This is a genomic window from Megalodesulfovibrio paquesii (genome assembly GCF_054653055.1).
Genome location: NZ_BAAIGQ010000004.1, coordinates 244,175 through 266,226, shown reverse-complemented (window position 1 = coordinate 266,226; position 22,052 = coordinate 244,175). Strand labels below are relative to the sequence as shown.

Genomic DNA, 22,052 nt, shown 5'->3' with positions numbered 1-22,052 from the left:
CCCTTTTTTGTGGCAACGGTGGGACTATCCCCACGCAGCGCTATTCCCAGTCGGTCAGGCCGTATTTGGCCAGAATTGTCGCCAGCTCGCCGGAAGCGCGCAGGGCCTGGGTGGTCCTGGCCAGCTGCTCGGCGTGCTCCTTGGCCTGAGGATCGGCCGGGGAGAAGGCAATGTAGAGCGGCGTGGGCTCGCCCTGGGGGCCGACATCGGCAATCTGGTCCTGCACCCCGAGACGCTTGGCTTCGTACTGAAAGACGTAGGGGTTGGCGATGATCACGTCGATGCGCTCGGCCAGGAGCTTCTTGATGTTGGTCTCCATGCCGTTGTCGCCCGAGGCGAGCTGCACGTGGTCCCCTTCGCCGAGTTCCTCGAAATAGGCATCCAGGGTCTCGCCATAGGAATAGTCGCGGATGATGCCCACGCGCAGGGGGCGCAGGGAATCCACGCCGGCGAATTTCCAGTCAAACCCCTTACGGATGAAGAAATGCGAGTCATCCTTGCCCTGGGCCACGCTGGGGAAGACAAAACCCTCGGCATCGCCCTCAATGGCGCCGATAACCCCACTGAACACACCACTGCGGGCGTCGCTGACGGCGCGCGCCCAGTTTAGCACCTGGTAGGAGACGGTCAGCCCCTGCGGCGCAAAGGCCTTTTGGGCAATCTCCACCATGTACCCTGGCGCATCGCTGGCAGGGTCGCAGTTGTAGGGGCACCATTCGTCCGCAGCCAGGGTGATGGTGTTGGAAGCGCCGGACTGGGCGCAGGCGCCCCTGACACAGAGCGCCAGCATGAGAATTGACAACACGACGACACTGGATTTCATGGCCTGCTCCTGAGGCGTTAGGGTATTTTCCCTGACCATGCGCATGGGCCTTGTCGGGAGGATGACAGGCAGGTGAAAATCATTCGACAGCCGCTGTGGCAACGCAGGGATGTTGCGGGATGTGCCGCATTCACGTACCGTGCAGACGAACTTTGTGTGTGAATAAGCGCGGGGGGCTAGGAGACCAGTTATGCATTGCAGCGCCCGTCTTTCGTTGGACGGTCTGGTGAGCGCCATGCTTTTGCTCGAAGCCAGGCAGGTACAGGATGTGGGGTTGGCAAACCCCAAGGATGTGCTTGACGGCTTGGCCAAAGTGGATGGGAACGACGTGCTGGTAAGCTTGCCATATCACGCGGCTGCGGGCCAATGGCACGACCATCATGTCAGCGAGGCCATCCGCCTGGCCGAGGCGCGTGCCATTGGCTACAACCTGCGCGGCGAATGCCTGCCGGATGTGCCAAGCACGGCGCGCATTCTCTGGGAACAACTCGGCGGAGGGGAACGTTTCCCCTGGGCATTTGCCCAGTGGGTGGATGCTGCGGATGCGCTGGAACAAGCCGGCCTTACCCCGGAGATGGTCCAGGCCCCCTCGGAGCATCTGCTGCTCGGGTTTTTGCTGGAGGTGGAGGCGGATTCGCCGTTTCCCTGCACGCAGCCCCTGGCCACTCGGTTTTTTGATCTGGTGCAGCTCTGCCGCCGGATGCCCGCCCCCGCCGTGCTGGATAGTCCGGCCTGCCATGCTGCCCGGCTGCGGCTGGCGGCCGGACAACATGAATATGACGCCATGGTCCGCTCCCGCAGTTCGGTGCAGCAGGGGGTGCTGCTGACCGACCTGCGGGGCCTGGACTTTCAGCCTCCGGGCATTCAGGCCCAGGATTTCCTCAATTTTCCCGAGGCACACGCCCAGGTTCGCCTGAGCAGCGATCCCGGCGGCGAGAATGTGCGGCTGGTCGTGCGGCATTCTCCCTTTGTCCCCCGGTCAGGTCCGGCCATTGGCGCGCTCATGGCCCCCTTGGGCGGGTACGGGCATCATGGCGCCGGAGTGTGCGAACTGTTTGTGCCGCTGCTGGAGCAGGCCCTGGCGGGAGTGCTCGCCGCCCTGCGAAATGCAGCGAACTGATTGGAGGAGGATTCCCGCTACGACGTCCTTGGATGATAGTGCTTGTCATTCTCATATAACTAGGTAATGTCCCCTATCGGTATTGCCTGCACCAGACTGGCAGGGAGGAAGCATGCTCTCGCGTTCACTCGCCGCACGATTCTTGTTGACCACCGCGCTGCTGCTGATGGTGGTGGTTGGTGGCATGGTTTGGCAGGCGTATGATTCGACTTATGAGGCCGTGCTGACATCGCAACTCGGCTCCATGGCCCAGCTGCGGGATTCCCTGCGCAGAACCCTTGAGGATTTTCTGGCCAATTCCCTGGAGTCCGTGGTCTTGCTCGGGGAAAATACCCAGGTAAGTTCCCTGGCAATGCGCACGCAGGCCGACACGGCCAGCCGTGAATTGAGCGCCCTGCGTGAGCGACTCGCGGTGGCGGAATCGATTTTTATCTGGAACGCTGAGGGGATGGTCACCGCGATTACCGTGAGTGGCGCAGACAAAAAGGTCCCCCCGTTCTCCATTGCCGACCGGGCTTATTTCAAGGTCATTCAGGAAGGCCGCAATTACATGGGCGATACACCAGTCAAAAGCCGGCTGACGGGCGCGGATGTGGTGGTGGTGGCCCGACCCCTGCTGGACGGGCGGGGCAAGGTCATGGGCGGCCTGGGCATGAGCGTGAACTTTAGTACCTTCGTGGAACGCTATGTGCTGCCGGTCAAGGTGGGGCAGCGGGGCTACCCGTACATCCTGGACGCCAAAGGCGTGATTGTGGCGCATCCGGATCCGGAGATGTTCGCCAAGGATGTCAGTAATCTGGACTTCGTCAAAACCACCCTGGCCAGCCCCGAGGGCACCGTGGAATACGACTGGAAAGGCGAGCTCAAAGTCCAGAGCTGGGCCCGGCTGAACAATGGCTGGGTGCTGGTGGTCTCGGCCTTTGAAGAAGAGCTGCTGGCCAAGGCCAAGGCCCAGCGCAATCTGCTGCTGGCCATTGGCGGCGCAGCGTTTCTGGTGCTGCTTGGGGTGTTGTTCCTGACAGTGCACCGGCTGGTTATCGCCCCGGTGCTGGCCTTGCGACAGTACACGCAAACGGTTGCCGCTGGCGAGTTTAATGCCGAGGTGCGTGGCAATCCCCGCTGCGAACTGGCCGAGCTGACCGCCAATATCCACAACATGGTGACCATGCTCAAGGACCGCCTCGGGTTCAGCCAAGGCGTGCTCAACGGCATCGCCGGCGCGCTCCCGTGCATGGTCATTGACCGGGATGGAAAAATCACCTTTATCAATGAATTGATGATGCAGTTCACCGGTCGTAACCAAAAGCCGGAAACCGCCTATGGGCTGACTGTGCCGGAGCTGCTCTACAACGACCGCACCCGGAGCACCCGTTCCGACCGGGCCCTCAAGACCGGGGAACGCGTGACCGGCGAGCACACCATGACCAATCTGGCAGGCCAGCCCGTGGTCATGAATGTTCAGGCCAATCCGATCATGGATTTGGATGGCACCCCCAATGGCGTCTTCACGTTTTATTATGACATTACCGCCCTCAGGCATCAGCAGGAGGCCATGGAGGCCACGGGCAAGGCCCTGCAGCGCCTGGCCGTGGAGGGCGGGGCCGTGGCGCAGGAGGTGGCCGGGGCGGCGTCGCAGCTGGCCGGGCAGGTGGACGAGGCGGCCAGGGGCTCGGAGCTGCAGTCCCAGCGCATGACCGAAACCGCCACCGCCATGGAAGAAATGAACGCCACAGTCATGGAAGTGGCCAAGAGCGCCTCCCAGGCTTCGGACCGGGCGTCCCAGGCCCTGGACAAGGTACACGAAGGGCGTGAGGCCGTTACCGAAGTGGTACGGGCTATCGGCGGCGTGCATCAGCAGACGGGAGATCTGCAAAAGAACATGGACGTGCTGGCCAAGCACGCCGAGGGGATCGGTCAGGTCATCACCGTTATTAAGGATATCGCGGACCAGACCAACCTGCTGGCTCTGAATGCAGCCATTGAGGCTGCCCGGGCCGGGGATGCCGGCCGGGGCTTTGCGGTGGTGGCGGATGAGGTGCGCAAACTGGCGGAAAAGACCATGCATGCCACCACGGATGTGGTGTCCGCCATCCAGTCCATCCAGCAGGGCGCAGCCTCTTCCATGCAGGCCACGCAGGCGGCCGCCGCTGCCGTGTCTTCGGCAACAGGACTGGCCTCCCGCTCGGGCCAGAGTCTGGACGAGATTGTGCGCTACGTGAATGAAGCCGTGGCCCAGGTGCAGGGTATTGCTGCGGCGAGCGAGGAACAGTCTGCCACCAGTGAGGAAATCACCCGGGCGGTGGAGGATGTGAACCGGATTGCCGCGGAAACCGCCGCCACCATGCGTCAGGCCCGCCAGGCCATCGAGGCCTTGAGTCACCAGGCGCAGGCCATGGAATCCATTACCAAAGAGCTGATGGCGCAGTCTGAGGCGCGCTAGTTGTTGCCGGGAGGGAGCGCGCCTTGGGGGAGGTGCGCCCTGCTCTGTGTAGAATGTGTGACAAATTGCGGGCAACCTGTATTGAAAGAGGCGGGACGGCATTGTTTTGGGAGGCAACGCGATAAAATGCTTCTCAATCGTCACCATGGGTGATACGAATTGTTTGGGTAAAGGGGAGGCGGCCTCTTTAACTTGGGGGAAGATATGATCGGGTTACGGTCGATAGCATCTCGGCTCTCTGCTGGGGTGACTGTGGTCCTGCTGGCTGTTCTTGCGGTGCTTGTGTTCGTGGCGTATCAATCCACCTGGAGGGCCGTGCTGCAATCGCAGCTTGGGGCCATGGACCAGCTCCGCATCTCGCTGACGCACACACTGGAAGATTTTCTCGCGCATGGGGAAGCCGTCACGCGCGTGGCTGCGGGCAATCCTGCCGTGCGCAGTCTGGCGGTGCATGGCCGTCAGGCAGGCGATCCCGATGAATTGGCTGTGTTGCTGGAGAGCGTGCCCGAGGCAGAGTCGGTTTTGGTATGGAATGCAGCCGGACAGGTGCAGGCGGCCAGCGTTTCGGTCAATGGTTCGATCCGGCGGCAGGACGATGCCTTTTCCGTCACGGACAGGGCCTACTTTCAGGCCATTTCCAAGGGGCAGCCCTACAAGGGCGATACCCTGGTGCAGAGCCGCTTTACCGGGAACAATGTTCTGGTGATGGCTTGCCCGGTCAAGGGCGCGGATGGCGCCATCGCTGGCGGGGTGGCCGTGGCCGTGGATCTCTCCCGCTTCGTCAAGACCTACATCCTTCCGATCAAAATCGGCGCCCGGGGCTATCCCTTCATGATCGACAGCGAAGGCAAGCTGGTCGGTCATCCGAACCCCAAGCTCATGCTCCAGCCATCATCCACTTATCCGCTCATCAAGCCGCACCTGAGCGATGGGCAAGGCTCCTTTGAATATGTGTTCCAAGGTGAGGACAAGTTCCTCTCCTGGGGTCGGGTGTCCAACGGCTGGATTCTGGTGGCCTCGGCCTATACGGCAGAGATGGCGGAAAAGGCCGCCGGCCAGCGCAATCTGCTGCTGGCTGTGGGGGCAGGCGCCTTTGTGGTGCTCCTGGCGGTCATTGTGCTGCTGAGTCGCTTCGTCATCATCAAACCGTTGCAGGCCCTTGGGGCCTATACGCATGCCGTGGCCGATGGCGACTTGAACGCCACCGTGGCAGTGGGGACGGGCAAGGAGCTGTTGGAACTGGCGGAGAACGTCAGACGCATGATCGCGGTGCTGAAAAACCGCCTGGGGTTTGCCCAGGGCGTGCTGGGTGGCATCGCCAGCGCTGTCCCCTGTCTGGTGACGGACCAGGCAGGCCGCATCACCTTCATCAACGAGCACATGTTGCGCATTGTGGGACGGGATCAGTCGCCCAAGGATGTCGAAGGCATGCGCAATGGGGAGCTGCTGTATAAGGACGCCGCGCGCAAAACCCGGACCGATGAAGCCCTGGAACGCATGGAGCGGGTGGCCGGTGAACTGCAGCTGAAGAACTTCAAGCAAGAAGAGCATATCCTCTCCGTGCAGGCCAATCCGATTCAGGATCTTGACGGCCAGCCCCTCGGAGTCTTTACCTTCTATCATGATATCACCGAGATACGCCGTCGCCAGCAGGTCATGGAGGCCACCAACGCTTCCCTGCAGCGTCTGGCGCAGGAAGGCGATGCCGTGGCCCGGGAGGTGGCGGCTGCCGCGGCAGCGTTGACCAGCCAGGTGGATGAAGCCGGCAAGGGTGCCCGGCTGCAGTCCGGGCGCGTCTCGGCCACGGCGGCCGCCATGGAAGAAATGAACGCCACGGTGCTGGAAGTGGCCCAGAGCGCCTCCAACGCCTCCCAACAGGCCGCCCAGGCCACGGACAAGGCCGAGCATGGCAAACGGGCCGTGCAGGAAGTGGTGGACGCCATCAGCGGGGTGCAGCATCAGGCCGAACAGCTGCGCAGCAGCATGGATGATTTGGCCCGGCACGCCGAGGGGATCGGCCAGGTCATTACCGTGATTACAGATATCGCCGACCAGACCAACCTGCTGGCGCTCAATGCGGCCATTGAGGCGGCACGCGCCGGCGATGCCGGCCGCGGGTTTGCCGTGGTGGCCGATGAGGTCCGCAAGCTGGCGGAAAAAACCATGCACGCCACCAAAGATGTGGTTGGCGCCATCCAGGCCATCCAGCAGGGGGCGCTGGTCTCTCGCAATGCCACCACCACCGCATCCGAAGCCGTGGCTGCGGCCACTGATCTGGCCCGGCGATCCGGCAACGCCCTGGATGAGATTGTCAGCTTCGTCAATGAAGCCTCTGGTCAGGTGCAGGGGATTGCCGCAGCCAGCCAGCAGCAATCCGCCACCAGCGAGGAGATCACCCGTGCGGTGGAGGAAGTGGACCGCATCGCTACGGAAACGTCCCGGGTCATGGAAAACGCCCGCGGCACCATTGAGGCCCTGCGCAAACAGGTGCAGGCCATGGAAGCGGTGAGCCGGGAATTGTTGTCGCAATCACATTCCACCTAGGCCTGTTTTGTATACAAATCGTGTAGGTTGCGCTCCGAGTCTCCATGACCCGGAGCGCGTTTTTTTGGGGGGCGGGCTTGTTCTGCAGGGGCGTGTCGTGCTAGGCATGCCGATACTGGGATGCATTGGGTTGCACGTGGTGTCCGGAAAATCCCTGACACTCATGCTGTATGGATGTGATGATGGCAGAAAGGACGGACCGTATTCTGGCCGCGGATATTGGCGGCACCTCCAGTCGATTCGGCTGTTTCGTCGCCTTTGGGGACGAGCTTGCCCTCGAAGCGACACTGGTGCTGCCCACAGGCAACGCGGACTCCTTTACCGACTTGCTGCAACAAGCCGTGGCGCAGGAGCCGGCGTTGGAGCCAGCCGACATGGATGCTGCCGCATTTGCCGTGCCCGGCGCCGTGCGTGGCACCCGCCCGGTGCATCTGCCCAACATTGCCTGGCAGGCCCGCAGGGAGGAGATGCAGGCTGCCGTGCCCGGGGCAGTGCTGGTGATACTGAATGATTTCGCCGCCCAGGCCCATGCCGTGCGTACGCCGGTCATGGCTGAGGCCGAGCTCCTCAAGCCGGGCGAGGCCTATGACCTGGGCCCGGTGGCGGTCACCGGCGCCGGGACCGGCCTGGGGAACTGCGCCTTGCTGCCGCTGCCGGACGGGGACTGCACGGTGGTGCCTTCGGAAATCGGGCATGCGCCGTTTCCGTTCCAGGGCAAGGAAGAGTTTGCGTTCCAGTCGTTTTTGGCCAGGCAGGTGGGTGTCGCGGCGCCGATCGGGGACCATGTGGTTAGCGGCAGCGGGCTTGTTGCGTTGCATGCCTTTTTCACTGGCGAGATGGTACATCCCTGGGAAGTGGCTGAGCATTTTGAAAGAGTGCCGCAGGTGGTGGAATGGTTTGCCCGTTTTTATGGCCGGGCCTGCCGGCAATATGCCCTGGCTGTGGTGGCCTCGGGCGGTTCGGTCATTTCCGGCGGCGTGGCGGCACGGCATCCCATTCTGGTGCGGCATCCGAATTTTCTCGCCTCGTTTCTCGATTGCCCCAGCCAGCTCCCCTTGCTGGAGGCCATCCCCATACGCAGGAACGCCAACGAACTGTCCGGACTGTGGGGCGCGGCGCATGCTGGGCTGCAGGCGCTGCGGGCCGGCTCCCCCGGCTTTCCCCCCGGGCGGCGCGGGGTGGTGCAGGCCGTATGAACACGGAGGGTGACATGCAATTCGGCATTGTCGGGCTTGGACGCATGGGGCTGAACATGGCCCGCCGCCTGCGGCGCGCCGGGTTGCCTCTGGCGGCGTGGAATCGCTCCTTTGACAAAACCGAGACCCTGGCGGCTGAAGATGGCGCCCTGGCCTGCCGGACCCTGGAAGCGCTGGTCGGGGCCCTGGAGCCGCCGCGGTTGTGCTGGTTGATGCTTCCCGCCGGCCCGGCCGTGGATGCGCACATCGCCCGGCTGCTGCCCCTGCTTGCGCCAGGGGATGTGCTCATCGACGGCGGCAACAGTTGGTACAAAGATGACCTGCGCCATGCCGAAACCTGCGCCGCAGCCGGTGTGCGATACGTGGATGCCGGTGTTTCCGGCGGCATCTGGGGCCTGAGCGAAGGGTATTGCACCATGGTTGGCGGCGAGGCCGAGACCGTGGCGCTGCTCGCACCCTATCTCGATGCCCTGGCCCCGCCCGAAGGCTGGATGCACTGCGGCGGCGTGGGGAGCGGGCATTACGTCAAAATGATCCACAATGGTATTGAATACGGCATGATGCAGGCCTACGCCGAGGGCCTGGGGCTGCTCCAGGCCTCCCCTTATGGACAGGACCTGGATATGGCCGCCCTGTGCCACCTGTGGAACCAAGGCAGCGTGGTCCGCTCCTGGCTGCTGGAACTGGCTGAGCGGGCGTTTGCCGAGGATCCCGCCCTGGAGGGTCTTGCCGGGCACGTGGATGATTCCGGGGAGGGCCGCTGGACGGTGCAGGAATCCATCGAGCTGGCCCAGCCTGCGCCGGTGCTGGCGTTGTCACTCATGCAGCGTTTCCGGTCCCGCCAGGAAAACACGTTTCAGGACCGCGTCCTTGCCGCGTTGCGCCGGGAATTCGGCGGCCACGCAGTCAAGAGCACCTAGGACCGCCGATGTCGGACGTTCAATCGCAGCCCGAATCCATGCCAGCCGTCGCGCAAGCCGCTCCGCCTGTCGCCACGGCCCGCATTGCCGCGGAGCACGAGACCCCCGCCGCGCTGGGAAGTCAATGCCAGACGGATCGCCCTGGCCCGCCCTGCGTGCTGGTCATCTTTGGGGCCACGGGGGATTTGACGGCGCGCAAGCTCTTTCCCTCGTTGTATAATTTACACTCTCTCGGCAGCCTGGACCCGCGGTCCTGCATTGTGGGCGTGGGCAGAAAGCCCATGGAGCACGAGGCCTTCCGCACCCGCATGCGCGAGGCCCTGGCCGAGGCGGGAGGGGTTGACCCCACCGCCTGGGAAACGCTGGCCCCCCGGCTGTATTACTGCCCTGTGGATCTGGATGCCGATGCCACCGCGGGCTTTGACGCCTTGCGCACCCAGTGCGAGGCTCTGGACGCGGACTATGGCATTGGCGGCAACAGGCTGTTTTATCTTGCGGTTCCGCCAGCTGCCTACGAGCCCATCGCCACGGGGCTGGGCCAGGCGGGGCTGGCCCGGGAAGAACGCGGCTTTGCCCGCATCGTCATCGAAAAGCCCTTTGGCAGCGACCTGCAAACCGCCCGGGCCCTGGATGCGGCGATTCACCAGCATTTTCGAGAGCATCAGGTCTTTCGCATTGATCATTATCTGGCCAAGGAAACGGTGCAGAACATTCTGCTTCTGCGCTTTGCCAACGCCATTTTCGAGCCGCTCTGGAACCGGCGCTACATTGACCACGTGCGCATCACCGCGGCGGAGTCCCTGGGGGTGGAGCACCGCGCGGCGTTTTACGAGCACGCAGGCGTCCTGCGGGACATGTTCCAGAACCACATGATGCAGCTGCTGGCCCTGTGCGCCATGGAGCCACCCTCACGGTTTGAGGCCGAACTGGTCCGCGACGAGAAGACAAAAGTCTACAGGGCCTTGCGCCCATTTCCCGTGGACCGGCTGGACGAATATCTGGTGCTCGGGCAATATGGGGCTGGCCTGATCAATGGCCAGAAGGCCCCGGCCTACGTGGATGAGCCCGGCGTGGCCGCGGACAGCATCACCCCGACCTACGCCAGCATGAAGATTTATATCGACAACTGGCGCTGGCAGGGCGTGCCGTTCTACATGACCTCCGGCAAACGACTGCGGAAAAAGCACACGGAAATTGCCGTGCAGTTCAAGCAGGTGCCATATTCCATGTTCCGCAGTGTGTTGGGCGAACATATTTCCGCAAACACCCTCATTTTGACGATCCAGCCCAGGGAAGAAGTCATCCTGACCTTCCAGACCAAGCAGCCCGGCCCCATGTGCCTGCGCACGGTGCGCATGGAATTCGACTACAATGCAGGGGTACAACGGCCAAAGGTGGACTCATACGTCAAAGTGCTGCAGGATGTGTTGCTCGGGGACCAGACGTTGTTCTGGCGACAGGATGGCGTGGAGCTGTGTTGGGGATTTCTGACACCGATCTTGCACGAGTGTGACTGTCCGGATAAAAGGGACATGGCTGAGCGGTTGTTCCTGTATCGGGCGGGCAGTGACGGCCCTCAGGAAGTACGGCGAATTCTCTCGCCAGTAACGATGCACGACGGGATGGGACTATGAATGCAGATGCATCCGCATCGGAACATGTGATTGTTCCGGATGGCGCGGCCATGACCGCCGCAGCGCTTGAGCGCGTCCGCACCTGGCTGCAGGACGCCATCGACACCAAAGGCCGGGCAGTGATGGCCCTGGCCGGTGGCAGAACCCCGGAGGTTTTTTACAAGGAACTCGGGGAATTGGATCTGCCGTGGGAGAAGGTGCTCCTGCTGCTGGGGGATGAGCGCATTGCTCCCGGCCAGGAAGCTATTTCCAACGCGGCCATGATCCGGCGGAGTCTCATGGCCGGCGGTCGGGCCTGCACGGCCCGGTTCCTGGTGCCGGAGCTTGAAGGCTGCTCCCCGCAGGACGCTGCCCACGCGTACGAGGCCCAGATCGCCAAGGCCCTGGGAATCGCGCCGGGTGGGGATCTGGTGTTGGATGTGGTCATCCTCGGCCTGGGCAAGGATGGGCACACAGCCTCGCTTTTCCCGGGCTCGCCGGCGCTCATTGCGCAAAAAGCCTGGATTTTCGCGGTGCCGTCTCCAGAGGTGGAGCCCAGGGTGCCACGGTTGACCATGACATTGCCGCTGATCAACCGGGCCCGGCATGTGCTGTTTCTGGCAGGCGGGCAGGAAAAACTCGCCCTGGCGAAACGAATCTGGAACACGGAACAAGCTGCGGAACTTCCTGCGGCGAGAGCGTGTCCTTCAGAAAATTGCGTGTGGATTGTTTCGGAACAACTGTGATATGGTACTCGCCAGCGGGGGCATGGCAGTTTGCCGGAGATGGTAATGCGATAATTCAATAGTCGATACTGGATTTATTGCAGCCGTCACCGGTCGCGCAGGGCAATGGTTTCGGAATGTTCCGGAGCAATTGGCCCGGGGAGTCCTGATTCGGACTAAAGGGAGCGCCCATGCATTCGTTATTGCAGCGAAATGGTGATGTGACGCTGTCGAAGATCGACAGTTCGCAAGCCGGTTTTTTCGGTATGAGTCTGGGGGGAGCCGCGATGACTGAAACCATGAAGGTGCACAAGCAGGAGGCGGCGCGGGCCGCCCTGGAACTGGTGGCACCGGGCATGGTGGTTGGCCTGGGGCACGGCAGCACCGTGCTCTGGGCAGTGCGGCTTCTGGCAGAATGGCTGGAGGAAGGCCGCCTGCGCGACATCACCGCCGTGGCCTGCAGCACCCTGGTGGAGCGTGAGGCCAGGGCCATGCACATTCCTCTCAAGCAGCTCGACGATGTGCCGCGTCTGGATCTGGTGCTTGATGGCGCGGATGAGGTGACCCCGAATCTGGATTGCATCAAGGGCGGCGGCGGGGCCTTGCTCAAGGAAAAGATCCTGGCCCAGGCCACGGACCGCCTGGTGATCATTGCCGATTCTTCCAAGCTTTCGCCGGCGCTGGGGACGCACTGGCCTGTGCCTGTGGAATGCGTGTCCTGGGGGCGCCGGTTCCAGGTGGAATATCTGGAGTCCCTGGGGGCCACGGTAGTCTTGCGCCGCAACACGGAAGGCCGGGCCTTTTTGACGGAGCAGGGGAATATTATCCTCGATTGCGATTTTGGCCCAATAGATGCTCCCCATGATCTGGCCCAGCGCCTGGCCACCAGGGCCGGCGTGGTCGAGCATGGGTTGTTCCTGGGCATGGCCAGCGAGGTCATTCTGGCCGGTCCGCAAGACCTGGAGCGCCTGCGCAGGGCATAGGCCTTTCCCCGCGTTCCGGCACAGGGGCGCACACAAGTAGTTCCTCAGGAAACAGGTCCCTTGACTTTTCCTCAACTCTCCGAACCGATTGAAGTGGTGGGCACACTGCTGGATGGCAGGCCTGTGCATCGGCATGTGCTGGCCAACGCTGCCGGGGTGGAGGTGGCCATCCTCGAATACGGCGCGGCCCTGGAACGGCTGGTGTGGCCGGATCGGGCCGGCCACAGGGCCAACGTGCTCGCCGGGCCGGACACGTTGCCGGCGCGATTGCAGGATCCCCGGCACTGCGGTGCGCTGCTGGGGCGTTTTGCCGGCTGCATCGCCGGAGCCCGGTACGAGCTGGAAGGCGCGCCCGTGCAGCTGACAGCCAACTGCGGCCCGCACCATTGCGATGGCGGTGCGGCAGGGCTCCACAGCGTGCTCTGGTCCGCGCGCCGGGAGGCCACCGCAACGGGCATGTCCGTGGTGTTGTCGTATATTTCCCAGGATGGCGAAGAGGGCTATCCCGGTACGCTGGGCGTGCAGGCGCGCTATGTCCTGACGGATGACAATCTGTTGTACGTGGAGATGCTTGCCACATCCACGGCCGACACCATTTGCAATCTCTCCCAACAGTGCAGCTATAATCTGGCCGGGGCGCACCTGCCGCACGAGCTGGCTGCGCATGAGCTGGAAGTGCTGGCCAGTTACATGCTCCCCGAAGCACACGGCCTGCCCGTGGCCCAACCGAGGCTGGCGCATGGCACTGCTGCGGATTTGCGGATGCCCGTCCGGCTGGGCGACCGTCTGGCCGCGGGGGATGGTCTGGATTGCTTTCTGGTACTGCCCGGCTGCATAGAGTGCCCGGAGCTGGTCGCCCGGCTGCGGCATCCCCCCAGCGGTCGGGGGCTGGAACTCTATTCCACCCGGCCGGGATTGCGCGTGCGGACAATGGAGGCGGGCGCAAACACCCCCCCCGGCCTGGTGCTGGCAGACATGCACTTGCCGGACAGCCCCAACCAGCCCAGATTCCCGAATGTTTGGTTGTTCCCGGGCGGTGTGTACCGGCACATGACGGTGCTCAGATTGCTCTAGCCAGCCGCGGCTCCCCACCGAATCCGGCAGGCCGGCGCCGGAAGGACGTGGTTCGGCCGGTTATTCCGCTTTTTTCCAGACCGCGCGCACGGGGTCTTTCAAGCCTTCGTGGCTGGCGGTGATGGTCACCTCGCCGCTGGCAGGATCCCCGGCGCAGTCGATTTTCCAGCCGGCGGTAAACTGCAGGGCCTTGGCGCAGGCGTCTTCCAGGCCGGCCATCAGGGCGTCCTTGCCCACGCCGGAGGCTCTGGCCATGTTCATGGTCAGCACGCTCTGCACATCGTTCACGATGGCCTGGCCCTGCTTGCGAAGCGCCGCGGCCTGGGCGCCGGCCTTGTCGCCCATGAACAGGGGCAGCCCGGCCTGGGCAATGAACATGAACGCCAGAACGAAAGCCAGCGCCAGTTGCGCCATAATGCAAAGCAGGATGTTGGACCGACGGGTTCGTTTCATGGCAACGCTCGCGAGAGTGAGTGAAAGGTGAATGGGGGTGCTGTATCAGGCACCCTTGTGCGGGGTCAATCAAGGATACGCAGGGATAGAGGCAGGTCTGACGACTATTCTCCCTTGAGCCCGCGGGCCATCAGCCGGGAGAGGGTTTCGCGCACCGGGGCATCCTCGTACAGCACCGCGTGCACCGCGGCGGCAATGGGCAGTTCCACACCATGGCGTTGCCCCAAGAGGAACATGGATTGCGCAGTGGCCACGCCCTCGGCCACACTGTTGCGCGAGGCGGTGATCTCGGCCAGGGATTTGCCCTGGCCCAGCTCCAGGCCCACCGTGCGGTTGCGGGAGAGGGCCCCCGTGCAGGTCAGCACCAGATCGCCCATGCCTGCCAGGCCCATGAAGGTTCTTTCCTGTGCGCCCATGGCCACGCCCAGGCGGCTCATTTCGGCCAGACCGCGGGTGATCAGGGCGGCGCGGGCGTCCAGCCCGGCTTCCAGGCCGTCGAGCATGCCCACGGCAATGGCCATGACGTTTTTGAGGGCGCCGCCAAGTTCCACGCCCAGAACGTCAGGGTTGGTGTAAATGCGGAACATGGGGCCGGAGAGCAGCCCCTGCAGCTCCCGGGCAATGGCCTCATTGACGCAGCCCAGGGCCACCGCCGTGGGCAGACCTCTGGCCACTTCCATGGCGAAGGAGGGGCCGGAGAGCATGGCATACATGGGGGTCAGGTCGTGCAGGGCCTCCTCCACCACCTGATGCATGGTGGCCAGGTGGGCCACTTCGATGCCCTTGCTGGCGCAGACCACCACGGGCCGGTGCGGCAGGTGCGGCCGGGCCTGCACGAGAAACGCGCGGCTGAACTGACACGGCACAGCCAGCACCAACACCCCGGAGCCGGCCAGCGCCCGGGGCAGGTCGTGCTCCACCCGCAGGGCTTCAGGCAGGACAATGCCGGGCAAATAGGCATCATTGATGCGAGTGGTGCGGATACGGGCGGCCAGTTCCGGCTCTCGCAGCCACAGTGTCGTCTCGCGGCCTTGCTCCGCAAACAGGCCAGCAAGGGCGGTACCCCAGCTGCCGCCTCCCAGCACGGTAATGCGCATGATCATCCTCCTTGCAGCCGTCATGTCTACGTGGTGAGCGAGCCGGATGCAAGACGCGGCTTGCCAAACACGGCCGGCCTTGGCAAGGCTGCTGTGCATCATGTCACAGGGCGCCGCGGCGTCCTTGCTGCAAAGGAGTAGCCCATGCGTCAATTCACCCCCGCCGAACGAGCCGTTTTGCGGATGGCCCAGGATCAGCTGCCGGATTCGCTCACGCCGTATGCCGACATGGCCCGGGAAGCCGGGATTGAGGAGGCGGAAGTCATCGCGTTGCTGCAATCCCTGTTGGAGGAAGGCGTGATCCGTCGGTTCGGCGCGTCCATCAAGCATCAGCAGGCCGGGTGGAACCACAACGTCATGGTAGCCTGGCGCATCGACGAGGACGCCGCCCGCGATGCTGCCGGAACCGCCATGGCCGAACACGCCCATGTTTCCCACTGCTACTGGCGGCCCGCCCAGGCGGACTGGCCGTATACGCTGTACACCATGGTGCATGGTCGCAGTCCGGAAGAGCTGCATCAGGTGGTGGCGGAGCTGTCGCAGGCGACGGGGCAGAGGGACTATGCCCTGCTGCACAGCATCAAGGAGCTGAAGAAGACATCGATGGTCTATTTTCAGGAATAGGGGGTTTCCGGTCCTTTGTTGTCGCCAATCTTGCGGAGTTGTGCTATGCATAATACCTTGGCAAAACAACCAGGCGAAAAGCAGCGGACAGCCAGAAGGACTGCCATGGCAAAGGATGCAACGAGCGTGTGGCTCCACCTTATCGCAAGCGCAACGCTGTGCGCGGCGTGTTTCTGTGTGCAGCCGGTGTTGCCGGTGGAGGCAATGCCCGCTGCAACCACCGGCCCCGCCTCAGATGCGGTGGTGTTCCTGCATTATTGGACGGATGACTTTGCAACCGGAGTGGATGGAATGCTGCAAGCCATCCGTCGCGGCGAACCGTCATTGCATTTGCAGGGGCAGGGCTTCGAGCACGAGGCCTTCAAAACCGGCGTCGCGGCCATGCTGCAATCGCAGGAGCCGCCGGATTTGTTTTCCTACTGGGCTGGCCAGCGGACACAGATGCTGGTGGACAGACAGCTGGTTGCGCCGGTGGATGAGGTGTGGCGTCAGTACAACCTGCAGGATGTGTTTCCTCCTGCGGTCGAGGCCGCATGCACCTACAACGGGGTGCGTTACGGCGTGCCCGTGACCATGCACTGGGTTGGTTTCATCTATGACAAGGCCCTGTTCCGCAATCTGAATCTGGAACCGCCGCGCACCTGGAAGGACTTTCTGGATGTGTGCGAAGCCATCCGGCGGAACGGCCGAGCGCCAGTGGCCCTGGGGCTGCAACGCCGCTGGCCGGCCCAGTTTTGGTTCGACTTTCTGCTGCTGCGCACGGCGGGCCCGGAATTTCGCGAAGCCTTGCTGCATGGGCGTGCATCCTTTACGGACGCACGCGTTCGCCGGGCGTTTGTGCTATGGCAGGAACTCAAGGATCGGGACTTCTTTTTGCCGCAGGCCGCATTGTACGACTGGGCCGGGGCGGTCAAGGCTGTGCACAGCGGTGAGGCAGGCATGACTCTCATGGGCAGCTGGGCCATCGGCCAGTTGGAGCAGAAACTTGGCTGGCAGGGGGGCAAGGATTTTGGGGTATTTGCGTTCCCTGAAATCGAGGCCGGGGTGCCCCGCGTGCAGGTTGGCCCGGTGGATCTGGTGTTAATGAGCCGCAAGGGCAGGCATCCGCAACGCAGCGCGGCATTGGCCGCCTTTGCCGCCACCAATGCCCAGAAAGCCATGAGCCGGGGATTCGGCTGTCTGGCCCCAAGCCGGTTGGTGCCACCGACATGGTATTCCCCCATCATGCAAGAGATTCAGAAGGAAGTGGCCGGGGGAGGGCCGTGGGTGTTTGCCTTTGATCTGACAGCTCAACCGCCCCTGGCGCAGGCGGGGCTGCAGGCCTTTGAAGACTTTCATCTTGGCCGGCACGACGTGGATGAAACCCTGCGGTCCATGCAGCGCGTGACGTGGCAATAATGCTGCAACACTGGTCAGGTAGACATGCTTGGCATGCATATCGGCTCACGTAGTATACCACACAGCCTGCTGGGGCGCACGAGCATCATCGTGGTGCTGGTGGAAGCCTTGGCCCTGGCGGCACTGGGCGTGGTGGCCGTGGGGCTGCTTTCCCGGGAAATCGACCGCACCCTGGAGGCCCGGGCCCGGCTGCCCGGGCTGCTCATGAGCCGCCAGCTCCTGCGGTACGAATCCGTCGCGGACAAAGCCGTGATGACCACCCTGGCGGGCAATGAATTCCTGAACGGCCTGGTGGTGGCGGCAGACGGGCACATCTACTTTGCCACGGACAAGTCACTGGTTGGCCAGTCTCTGGGACGGCTGGATCCGGAAGCGGCCACCCAGCTGAATACCGCCCTGGGAGGGTTGTCCTCGCAAGGGAGTGTGGTCCGCCTGCAGGCGGGCACGCTCCTCTGCCTGACGCCGATCCGGGCCTATGAAGGCGCCAAGCCGTTTTTCTTTGCGCTCATTTTCCTGAATACGGAATACTCCGAGCACCTGAAGGCCCGCCTGGGCTGGGGCTTTGCCCTGGGCTCCCTGGGCTGCATCCTCATGACTTCTGCGGGGCTGCTGCTGCTGTTCCGACGGGGCGTGGTGCACCCCCTGGAGGCCCTGGAAAAAAGTGCCAACGCCTTGGCAGAGGGGCAGCTCGACGAGCCCATCGACACCTCCCGCGATGACGAAATCGGCAGCCTGGCCCGGCAGTTCGCCACCATGCGCGAGGCTATCCGGGCCAAGGTACACGAGCTGGAAGACCTGAACCGCAAGCTGACCGAGCTGGATGAGCTGAAAAGTCATTTCCTCTCCTCCGTCTCCCATGAGCTGCGCACCCCGCTGACCTCCCTGCTGGGCTTTGCCTCGTTGACCCGCAAACACTTCCGCAAGCATTTTCTGCCCTTGGCAGAGAATGACCCCAATCTGGAACGCCGCAGCGGGCAGATCATGGACAACCTGGAAGTCATCGAGGCCGAGGGCGCCCGGCTGACCCGGCTGATCAACGATGTCCTGGATTTGAACCGTATCGAGTCCGGGCGCCGCGTCTGGCGGGACAAGCCCATCCGGCCGGCCGAGGCCGTGGAGCACGCCATCCGCAGCACGGCCATGCTTTTTGCCCTCAAACCGGAGATCGAACTGCGGACCGAGGTGCCGCAGGATCTGCCAGAGGTCATGGCCGACCCGGACTCGCTGCAGCAGGTGCTGGTGAATCTGCTGCACAATGCCGTGAATTATACGGATATCGGGCAGGTGGCGGTGCGGGCGAGGCGGTACAGGCCGGAGCATCCTGAAAGCCCAGAAAACCCAGACGGGCCGGAGATGATCGGCTTTACCGTGCAGGACACCGGCCCGGGCATTGCGTTGGAAGATCAGGAACGGCTGTTTCAGAAATTCATCCAGCTGCATCACCCCGGGCGTCCCGCGGCGGATCTGTCCCCCGTCAGCTCCCGCGGAACCGGCCTGGGCCTGGCCATCTGTCGGGAAATAGTGACCCATTACCAGGGGGAGATCTGGGTGGAGAGCCAGCCCGGCGAGGGCAGCGCGTTCCACTTCACCCTCCCGGTCTGGCCGGGGGCCTCGCGCCCGCAGCCGGATGCCACGGCGCAGCCCTGAACCCCTCCTCCATTTGACCCCGCCGCCGGGCTGTGGCATCGCTTGCCCACATTGGCAGCCACAGCGCTGTGTCTGGCCTGCCGAGTCACCTTTTGTCTTGTGAAGGATGCCATCATGAACGCCATGCACACGTCCCAGGAACTGTTCGCCCGCGCCCGCAAGGTCATTCCCGGCGGGGTCAATTCCCCGGTGCGCGCCTGCCTGTCCGTCAAGGCCGATCCCCTGTTCATCGCCGAGGGCTACGGCTCCAGGCTGCGCACGGTGGAGGGGCAGGAGTATATTGATTTTGTCATGAGCTGGGGCCCCATGCTCCTGGGCCACTGCCACCCCGGCGTGGAGGCCGCGGTGCTGGATGCCGTGAAAAAGGGCGCCAGCTACGGCGCGCCCTGTGAAGGGGAAGTGGTGCTGGCCGAAAAGCTGACAGCCCTGTTCCCGGCCATGGACATGGTGCGCATGGTCTCCTCCGGCACCGAAGCCACCATGAGCGCCCTGCGGCTGGCCCGTGGCGTGACCGGGCGCGCCAAGGTCATCAAGTTCGATGGCTGCTACCATGGCCATGCCGACGCCTTCCTGGCTGCCGCCGGCTCTGGCGTGGCCACCCTGGGCATTCCCGGCACCCCCGGCGTGCCCGCCTCCACGGTGGAGGATACCATCGTGGTTCCCTACAACAACCTGGACGCCACGGCCGCCTGCTTTGCCGCCCATGCCGGGCAGATCGCCTGTGTCATCGTGGAGCCGGTGGCCGGAAACATGGGGCTGGTGCCGCCGGCCGCCGGGTTCCTGGCCGGCCTGCGCGAACTGTGCACCGCCCATGGCGCGCTGCTGATTTTTGACGAGGTCATCACCGGCCTGCGCGTGGCCTTCGGCGGGGCCCAGACCCGCTTTGGCATTGAGCCGGACCTGACCACCATGGGCAAGATCATCGGCGGCGGCTTCCCCGTGGGGGCTTACGGCGGCAAGCGGCAATACATGGAACGCATCGCGCCCTGCGGGGACGTGTACCAGGCCGGAACCCTCTCCGGGAATCCCGTGGCCATGGCCGCCGGCCTGGCCACCCTGGCTGCCCTGGAAACCCAGGACTACGCCGCCCTGGAGGCCCGCACTGCGAAATTCGCCGGCGAACTGGCGGAAATCCTGCGCGGCAAGGGCGCAGCCGTCACCTGCAACACCATCGCCTCCATGTTCACCCTGTTCTTCACAGACTGCCCGGTCACGGACTATGACAGCGCCAAGACCGCGGATCGCGACCGCTACGCCAGCTTCTACACCCAGATGCGGGACCAGGGCATCTACCTCGCGCCTTCGGGCTTCGAGTGCGCCATGCTCAGCTTCGCCCACAGCGAGGAAGATCTGGCCAGGACCCTGGACGCCGCCCGGAAGGTGACCTTCTGAGCGAACAGCTGCCCACTGCGCTGGCCAGATCGCTGGCCATCTGGTGCCTGACCCCCCAGGGCGCGGTCCTGGGGGGGAGGCTGGCCGAGGCGCTGGGGGCCACGCTCTTTCTGCACGCCAATCTCCCGCTCCCGCACGAGGGCGCTCTCTCCCCTCGCGTCTTTCATCGCTTTGGAGACGCCCTCGCCGCGGCCTGGCCGCAGTTCCGCGGGCACCTTTGCGTGTGCGCCACGGGCATCGTGGTCCGGGCCATCGCCCCTCTGCTGGCCTCCAAACACAGCGACCCGGCGGTGGTGGTCCTGGATCAGGACGGCCGCTTCGCCGTCAGCCTGTTGTCCGGCCATCTGGGCGGGGCCAATGCCCTGGCCCGGCGCGTGGCGGCCCTGACGGGCGGCCAGGCCGTGATCACCACGGCGTCGGACTGTCTGGGCCTGCCGGCGCTGGATGTGCTGCTGGCCGGACGCAGTCTCGTTCCGGCCAACCCCGCGGCGCTGACTGCGGCCATGGCGCGGATCGTCCGGGGCGAACAGCTGGGGGTGGTGGATCCGGAAGGGTGGTTTGCCGGTGCGTTTCCTGAAAGCGTCAGCCTGGAGGCGCAGACCGGGATGGCCTCCTGGCCCGGCCCGTTGCTGGTGGTGGACTGGCGGGCCCGGCCGCCGTGGCTCCCCCCTGGCGCGGTGCTGGTCCATCCGCCGGCCCTGATCCTGGGGATGGGATGCAAACGCGGCACCCCGGCCGATGCGCTGCAGGAATTCGTGCTGGGCGGGCAGGGCGTGCTGGCCCGGCATGGCCTGGCCCGGCAAAGCCTCGCCGGGCTGGCCAGCGCCCAGGCCAAGGCCGATGAGCCGGGAATGCTGGCCCTGGCGCAGCGGCTGGGACTCCCGCTGACGTGTTATCCCGTCGAGGCGCTGGCCGCGGTGCCGGTGCCCACGCCATCGGCCGTGGTAATGCGCCGCATGGGCACGCCCTCCGTGGCCGAGGCCGCGGCCCTGCTGCTGGCCGATGCGGCGCAATTGCTCGTTCCCAAACAGACCGGCCAGGGCATGACCTGCGCCGTGGCAGTGAGGAGTCCATGTCTGCTGAAACAATAACCCCGCCTGCCTCCCGGAATCCTGCCCTGTTGTCCGTGGTGGGCCTGGGCCCCGGCGATGCCGCCCTGTGCACGCCTCAGGCCACGGCCGCCCTGGAGGCCGCCGCCTTGCTGGTGGGCTATACGCGGTATATTGAATTGATTCCGGAATCCATCCGCGCCCGCAAGCAGATTGTGTCCACGGGCATGCGCGGGGAGATGCAGCGCTGCCGCCAGGCCATCGATGCCGCCCTGGCCGGCACGCCCACGGCCATCGTCAGCAGCGGCGACGCCGGCGTGTACGGCATGGCCGGACTCATCCTGGAACTGCTGGAAGGGCAGGGGCTGCTGGACCGCGTGCCCGTGGAGGTGATTCCCGGTGTGCCGGCCCTGACAGCGGCGGCGGCGATTCTGGGCGCGCCCCTGATGCACGACTTCGCGGTGATCAGCCTCTCGGATCTGCTCACACCCTGGGAGGTTATCGAGTCGCGCATCACCCATGCCGCGGCCGGGGATTTCGTCATGGTCCTGTACAATCCCCGCTCCATGCATCGGGACTGGCAGCTGGCCAGGGCGCTGGAACTGATCATCGCGGTCACAGGCCCGGAGCGCCCGGCCGGGCTGGTCCGCCAGGCCTACCGTCCGGAGCAGGAAGTCCGGGTCGCTCCGCTTGGGGAAATGCCGTGGGATCAGGCGGATATGCTCTCCATTGCCGTGGTGGGCAATTCCAGAACCCGCATCGCAGGGGGCAGGCTCATCACACCGCGCGGATATCTGGACAAGTACGACATGCCGGATGCAGCGCAAAGGCGTTGATTCCGTTATGGTTTTCTGTTCTTTCCCTTGCCTTGCGCACGGAAATGTGCTTGAATACTCACGCTGTGCAGAAGGCGCGTGTGGTGTTTGCGCATGGCGCAGCCTTGGAATTACAGAG

18 protein-coding genes are annotated in these 22,052 nt (G+C 64.2%); 15 read left to right on the top strand and 3 right to left on the bottom strand.

Going from position 1 to position 22,052, the window contains the following annotated elements; all coding sequences use genetic code 11:
* Positions 1-40: 40 nt before the first annotated feature.
* Positions 41-823: a substrate-binding periplasmic protein gene (locus ACYQ00_RS03890; RefSeq protein WP_460030865.1), complete on the bottom strand. Its 783-nt coding sequence runs from the start codon at positions 821-823 to the stop codon at positions 41-43.
* A 190-nt stretch (positions 824-1,013) separates the two neighbouring features.
* On the opposite strand from ACYQ00_RS03890, the gene ACYQ00_RS03885 reads away from it, so the two are divergent.
* The 9 genes from ACYQ00_RS03885 to ACYQ00_RS03845 all read left to right on the top strand — a co-directional run bounded on the left by ACYQ00_RS03885 (position 1,014) and on the right by ACYQ00_RS03845 (position 13,438).
* Entirely contained in the window at positions 1,014-1,943 is a 930-nt protein-coding gene (locus ACYQ00_RS03885) for a hypothetical protein (protein ID WP_460030864.1), read from the top strand.
* Between the two features lie 112 nt (positions 1,944-2,055).
* Complete coding sequence (locus ACYQ00_RS03880; protein WP_460030863.1) at positions 2,056-4,383, top strand: methyl-accepting chemotaxis protein; 2,328 nt, start codon at positions 2,056-2,058, stop codon at positions 4,381-4,383.
* 315 nt (positions 4,384-4,698) lie between these two features.
* Positions 4,699-6,927 carry a methyl-accepting chemotaxis protein gene (locus ACYQ00_RS03875; RefSeq protein WP_460030862.1) on the top strand — a complete coding sequence of 743 codons (2,229 nt, stop codon included), beginning with the start codon at positions 4,699-4,701 and terminating at the stop codon, positions 6,925-6,927.
* Positions 6,928-7,106: 179 nt separating this feature from the next.
* Positions 7,107-8,123 carry a glucokinase gene (locus tag ACYQ00_RS03870; protein ID WP_460030861.1) on the top strand — a complete coding sequence of 339 codons (1,017 nt, stop codon included), beginning with the start codon at positions 7,107-7,109 and terminating at the stop codon, positions 8,121-8,123.
* 14 nt (positions 8,124-8,137) lie between these two features.
* Positions 8,138-9,043, top strand: a complete 906-nt coding sequence (gene gnd / locus ACYQ00_RS03865; protein WP_460030860.1) for a phosphogluconate dehydrogenase (NAD(+)-dependent, decarboxylating) — start codon at positions 8,138-8,140, stop codon at positions 9,041-9,043.
* An 8-nt stretch (positions 9,044-9,051) separates the two neighbouring features.
* Positions 9,052-10,677, top strand: coding sequence for a glucose-6-phosphate dehydrogenase (gene zwf, locus ACYQ00_RS03860; RefSeq protein WP_460030859.1), 1,626 nt, complete (start codon positions 9,052-9,054; stop codon positions 10,675-10,677).
* Positions 10,674-11,402 carry a 6-phosphogluconolactonase gene (gene pgl, locus ACYQ00_RS03855; protein ID WP_460030858.1) on the top strand — a complete coding sequence of 243 codons (729 nt, stop codon included), beginning with the start codon at positions 10,674-10,676 and terminating at the stop codon, positions 11,400-11,402. Before zwf ends, pgl begins: the two co-directional genes overlap by 4 nt.
* Before the next feature lie 266 nt (positions 11,403-11,668).
* The gene (rpiA, locus tag ACYQ00_RS03850) at positions 11,669-12,364 is read left to right on the top strand and encodes a ribose-5-phosphate isomerase RpiA (RefSeq protein WP_460030857.1); all 696 of its coding nucleotides are present in this window, start codon (positions 11,669-11,671) and stop codon (positions 12,362-12,364) included.
* A 60-nt stretch (positions 12,365-12,424) separates the two neighbouring features.
* A complete protein-coding gene (locus ACYQ00_RS03845; RefSeq protein ID WP_460030856.1) occupies positions 12,425-13,438 on the top strand; it encodes an aldose epimerase family protein in 1,014 nt (337 codons plus the stop codon).
* A 60-nt stretch (positions 13,439-13,498) separates the two neighbouring features.
* Here ACYQ00_RS03845 and ACYQ00_RS03840 read toward each other — a convergent pair whose 3' ends face one another.
* Together ACYQ00_RS03840 and ACYQ00_RS03835 are read right to left on the bottom strand one after the other, a co-directional pair.
* Positions 13,499-13,891, bottom strand: coding sequence for a hypothetical protein (locus ACYQ00_RS03840; RefSeq protein ID WP_460030855.1), 393 nt, complete (start codon positions 13,889-13,891; stop codon positions 13,499-13,501).
* A gap of 104 nt (positions 13,892-13,995) precedes the next feature.
* Positions 13,996-14,988 carry an NAD(P)H-dependent glycerol-3-phosphate dehydrogenase gene (locus ACYQ00_RS03835; protein ID WP_460030854.1) on the bottom strand — a complete coding sequence of 331 codons (993 nt, stop codon included), beginning with the start codon at positions 14,986-14,988 and terminating at the stop codon, positions 13,996-13,998.
* Positions 14,989-15,132: 144 nt separating this feature from the next.
* Between ACYQ00_RS03835 and ahbB the strand changes: the two genes are divergently transcribed.
* The 6 genes from ahbB to cobJ all read left to right on the top strand — a co-directional run bounded on the left by ahbB (position 15,133) and on the right by cobJ (position 21,934).
* Positions 15,133-15,612 (top strand): siroheme decarboxylase subunit beta, encoded by a 480-nt coding sequence (gene ahbB, locus ACYQ00_RS03830; RefSeq protein WP_460030853.1) that lies wholly within the window; start codon positions 15,133-15,135, stop codon positions 15,610-15,612.
* Positions 15,613-15,816: 204 nt separating this feature from the next.
* Positions 15,817-17,010 carry an ABC transporter substrate-binding protein gene (locus ACYQ00_RS03825; protein ID WP_460030852.1) on the top strand — a complete coding sequence of 398 codons (1,194 nt, stop codon included), beginning with the start codon at positions 15,817-15,819 and terminating at the stop codon, positions 17,008-17,010.
* A 24-nt stretch (positions 17,011-17,034) separates the two neighbouring features.
* Complete coding sequence (locus ACYQ00_RS03820) at positions 17,035-18,657, top strand: sensor histidine kinase (protein WP_460030851.1); 1,623 nt, start codon at positions 17,035-17,037, stop codon at positions 18,655-18,657.
* A gap of 123 nt (positions 18,658-18,780) precedes the next feature.
* Entirely contained in the window at positions 18,781-20,049 is a 1,269-nt protein-coding gene (gene hemL, locus ACYQ00_RS03815; protein ID WP_460031320.1) for a glutamate-1-semialdehyde 2,1-aminomutase, read from the top strand.
* Positions 19,971-21,140 carry a cobalt-precorrin 5A hydrolase gene (locus tag ACYQ00_RS03810; protein WP_460030850.1) on the top strand — a complete coding sequence of 390 codons (1,170 nt, stop codon included), beginning with the start codon at positions 19,971-19,973 and terminating at the stop codon, positions 21,138-21,140. The genes hemL and ACYQ00_RS03810 overlap by 79 nt, the downstream gene beginning before the upstream one ends.
* Positions 21,122-21,934: a precorrin-3B C(17)-methyltransferase gene (gene cobJ / locus ACYQ00_RS03805; RefSeq protein WP_460030849.1), complete on the top strand. Its 813-nt coding sequence runs from the start codon at positions 21,122-21,124 to the stop codon at positions 21,932-21,934. The genes ACYQ00_RS03810 and cobJ overlap by 19 nt, the downstream gene beginning before the upstream one ends.
* Positions 21,935-22,052 lie beyond the last annotated feature (118 nt).